Origin of the sequence: Streptomyces kebangsaanensis (genome assembly GCF_001906585.1) — a bacterium.
Lineage (GTDB): Bacteria > Actinomycetota > Actinomycetes > Streptomycetales > Streptomycetaceae > Streptomyces > Streptomyces kebangsaanensis.
Window position 1 is genome coordinate 21,055 of record NZ_JUJA01000008.1, and the last position, 4,147, is coordinate 25,201.

3 protein-coding genes are annotated in these 4,147 nt (G+C 74.5%); 2 read left to right on the plus strand and 1 reads right to left on the minus strand.

The features are described from left to right. Positions 1 to 105: 105 nt before the first annotated feature. Positions 106 to 1,332 carry a uroporphyrinogen-III C-methyltransferase gene (gene cobA / locus RH94_RS00370; protein ID WP_073945686.1) on the plus strand — a complete coding sequence of 409 codons (1,227 nt, stop codon included), beginning with the start codon at positions 106 to 108 and terminating at the stop codon, positions 1,330 to 1,332. Between the two features lie 14 nt (positions 1,333 to 1,346). Next, the gene (locus tag RH94_RS00375) at positions 1,347 to 2,165 is read left to right on the plus strand and encodes a TrmH family RNA methyltransferase (RefSeq protein WP_073945687.1); all 819 of its coding nucleotides are present in this window, start codon (positions 1,347 to 1,349) and stop codon (positions 2,163 to 2,165) included. Between the two features lie 182 nt (positions 2,166 to 2,347). Here RH94_RS00375 and RH94_RS00380 read toward each other — a convergent pair whose 3' ends face one another. Then, complete coding sequence (locus RH94_RS00380; protein WP_073945688.1) at positions 2,348 to 3,682, minus strand: serine/threonine-protein kinase; 1,335 nt, start codon at positions 3,680 to 3,682, stop codon at positions 2,348 to 2,350. Positions 3,683 to 4,147: the final 465 nt, after the last annotated feature.

Consider the following 4,147-nt stretch of genomic DNA (forward strand, 5'->3'; position numbering starts at 1 on the left):
CCGTACGCTGGACCCACGTCTAAAATCCGCACGTCAGGGCTGCTCCAGAGCCGTAGCGCCCCGTTCGTACCGCCTGGACCACCCGGACGAGGAGCCGTACCCCACATGGCTGAACACCCCGCCTACCCCGTAGGCCTCCGCCTGGCCGGCCGCCGCGTGGTCGTCCTCGGCGGCGGCCAGGTCGCCCAGCGCCGCCTCCCGGCGCTCATCGCGGCCGGCGCGGACATCGTCCTCGTCTCGCCCGAGGCGACCGCCTCCGTCGAGGCCATGGCGGACGCGGGCGAGATCACCTGGCAGCGGCGCCGGTACGAGGACGGCGACCTCGCGGACGCCTGGTACGCCCTGATCGCCACCAGCGACCACGACGCCAACACCCGCGCCTCCGCGGAGGCGGAGCGCCACCGCGTGTGGTGCGTACGCTCCGACGACGCCGACGCGGCGACCGCCTGGACCCCGGCCACCGGCCACAGCGCGGGCGTCACGGTCGCCGTGCTCACCACCAGCGCGCGCGGGCGCGACCCCCGGCACACCGCCGCCATCCGCGACGCGGTGGTCGAGGGCCTGCGCGACGGCACGCTCGTCGCCCCGCACCACCGCACCCGCACCCCGGGCGTGGCCCTCGTCGGCGGCGGCCCCGGCGACCCGGACCTGATCACGGTCCGCGGCCGCCGGCTGCTCGCCGAGGCCGACGTCGTCATAGCCGACCGCCTCGGCCCGCGCGACCTGCTCGCCGAACTCCCGCCGCACGTCGAGGTGATCGACGCGGCCAAGATCCCCTACGGCCGTTTCATGGCCCAGGAGGCCATCAACAACGCCCTCCTCGAGCACGCCAAGCAGGGCAAGTCGGTGGTCCGGCTCAAGGGCGGCGACCCGTACGTCTTCGGCCGGGGCATGGAGGAGGTCCAGGCGCTCGCCGAGGCCGGAGTGCCGTGCACGGTCGTCCCCGGCATCTCCAGTTCCATCTCCGTCCCCGGCGCGGCCGGCATCCCGGTCACCCACCGCGGGGTCGCCCACGAGTTCACCGTGGTCAGCGGGCACGTCGCCCCCGACGACGAGCGCTCCCTGGTCGACTGGGCGTCGCTGGCCAGGCTCACCGGCACCCTCGTGGTCCTCATGGGCGTCGACAAGATCGGGAGGATCGCCGAGACGCTCGTCGCCCACGGCAAGTCCCCCGACACCCCGGTCGCCCTGGTCCAGGAGGGCACGACCGCCGCCCAGCGCCGCGTGGACGCCACCCTCGCGACCGTCGCGGAGACCGTCCGCGCCCAGGACGTCAAGCCGCCGGCCGTCATCGTCATCGGCGAGGTCGTCACGGTCGGCCCGGGAATCTGAGGAGCAACCACCCCGTGGCCGATCCCATCACCGTCGAGGACCCCGACGACCCGCGCCTGGCCGACTACACGGGCCTGACCGACGTCGAGCTGCGCCGCAGGCGCGAACCCGCCGAGGGCCTGTTCATCGCCGAGGGCGAGAAGGTCATCCGCCGGGCCAGGGACGCCGGGTACGAGATGCGTTCGATGCTGCTGTCCGCGAAGTGGGTCGACGTCATGCGGGACGTCATCGACGAACTCCCCGCACCCGTCTACGCCGTCAGCCCCGAACTCGCCGAACGGGTCACCGGCTACCACGTGCACCGCGGCGCGCTCGCCTCCATGCGGCGCAAGCCGCTGCCCACGGCGGCCGACCTGCTGCGGACGGCCCGCCGGGTCGCGGTCATGGAGTCCGTCAACGACCACACCAACATCGGCGCCATCTTCCGCTCCGCCGCCGCCCTCGGCATGGACGCGGTCCTGCTCTCCCCGGACTGCGCCGACCCGCTCTACCGCCGCAGCGTCAAGGTCTCCATGGGCGCGGTCTTCTCCGTGCCGTACGCCCGTCTCGACACCTGGCCGGGGGACCTGAAGACGGTCAGCGAGGCCGGCTTCACCCTGCTCGCCCTCACCCCGGACGAGAGGGCCGCGTCCCTGGACGAGGCCGCCCCGCACCGCATGGACCGGGTCGCCCTGATGCTCGGCGCGGAGGGAGCCGGCCTGTCCGCCCGGGCCCTGACGGCCGCCGACGCATGGGTCCGCATCCCCATGTCCCACGGCGTCGACTCCCTCAACGTGGGCGCGGCAGCCGCGGTCGCCTTCTACGCGGTGGCGACGGGCCGCCCCCGGCCTTAGGGCGTGTTTCGAAAATCCGCCTGCCCCGCGGCGTCTGGTACGGCGCCTCGCCGCGTTGTCGGGATCGCCCGCGTACGCCCAGTACGCGGGCGACCCTCCGCCTTGCGATGCACCGCACCAGACGCCGCGGCGCCCGCCCTCCGGGCGGACGGCGCTCCTTTCGAAACACGCCCTAGCACGGCTCAGGGCGCGTGCACGCGCGCGTGGTCCTGCGACGCCCGCACGCCGTGGCCGTCGCCGCCCAGTCCGCGGGCCGGTCCCTGGCAGCCCTGGGCCGCCGCGATGCCGAGGGCGACCAGCAGCGTCACCACCACGAACACGAAGAGACGCTGCCGCAGCAGACGCGGGTTGGCGGGGCGCCGGCCGGTCGACGTGGAACGCGGACCGGTCCGCCCGGTGCCGCTCCGGGAGGCGGGACGGCCGCCGCCCCGCGAGGTCGGCGTCGGGCGCGAGGCACCCGTACGGGAGGGGCCCCCGCCCCGTCCGCCCCGGGGCGTGCCGCCCCGCGACGGAGGAACGGTGCCCCGGGGCACCGGGGTGCCGGGCGAGGAACCCACCGGGCGCCGCCGGCCCCGCGGGCGCTCGGCGTAGCCGGCACGCTGCCGGCCCGGGTAGGTGTCGGCCGGGGAGCCGGTCGGCCGGTCCGGTTCGGCGGCGCGAGGCGCGGGCGGCCGCACGTCGCCCAGGTCCTGCGCCTCACGTGTCGCGATCTCCTTCAGCCGCAGCGACAGCTGCAGCGTGCTCGGCCGCTCCTCGGGGTCCTTCGCCAGACACGCCCGCACCAGCGGAGCCAGCGCGTCCGGCACGCCGTGCAGCTGGGCCTCCTCGTGCACCACGCGGTACAGCATCACCTCCGAACTGCCCTGCCCGAACGGAGAGTCTCCCGTCGACGCGTACGCCAGCGTCGCCCCCAGCGAGAACACGTCGGTCGCCGGAGTGACGGCCGCTCCGCGCACCTGCTCCGGGGCGAGGAACCCGGGCGAGCCGACCGCCGTGCCGACGTGCGTGAGCGTCGAGGAACCGGTCGCCCAGGCGATGCCGAAGTCGATGATCCGCGGCCCCTTCGGGGACAGCAGGATGTTGGACGGCTTGAGGTCCCGGTGCACCACCCCGGCCTCGTGCACGGCGACCAGGCCCTCGGACAGCGCGGCCCCGATCGCCGCCACCTCCGCGGCGCAGAGCCCACCCTCCTCGGCCACCTTGTCGTGCAGGGAGGGCCCGGGCACGTACTGCGTCGCGAACCACGGCCGGTCCGCCTCCAGGTCCGCCGCCACCAGCCGTGCCGTGCAGCCGCCCCGGATCCGCCGCGCCGCCGAGACCTCGCGCGCGAACCGCGAGCGGAACTCCTGGTCCTCCGCCAGATCCGGCCGGATGACCTTCAGCGCGACGCGCTGGCCCTTCCGGTCGGAGCCCAGGTAGACCACGCCCATCCCGCCCGCGCCGAGCCGTCGGTGAAGCCTGAACGAGCCGACGACGCGCGGGTCCTCGCGCCTCAGGCGCATCATCGCCATGTTCATCCCCGCTGCCCGGTCCCTGTGACGAGCCACAGCTTACGTACCCGGGGCGGTTCCCGCGCAGAGGCCGCGCCCTCTCGACCGATCGATTGTCGGTGCCGGGCAGGGGAAGTGAGGGGTGGTCAAGATGCCTGCGGAAAGGCCGTCTTGGGGTTGACAACAGCCTCAACAACCGGTCTCCGAAAGGAGGTTGACCGTTCGAACGACCGCCGTCCGGGCCGGTGGCGAGCGAGACGCACCGAAGGGGTGAGTCCGAGTTGCGCCGGGTTGCCGTGGAAGTGAGGGAAGTCACGTACAGAGGTCGCGGCGGGAGCCCCTCCGGGAAGACCCCGAGAGCCGGACCCGCGTCTCCACCCAGGGGAGTACTCCCCGGGGCGGGGCTCATCCTCCGGGAGGCCTCCCGATCGGTACGAGGGCATGACGACCCGGACCCGCCGCGCGCCTAGATTTGAGGTCGAGCGGCGGGTG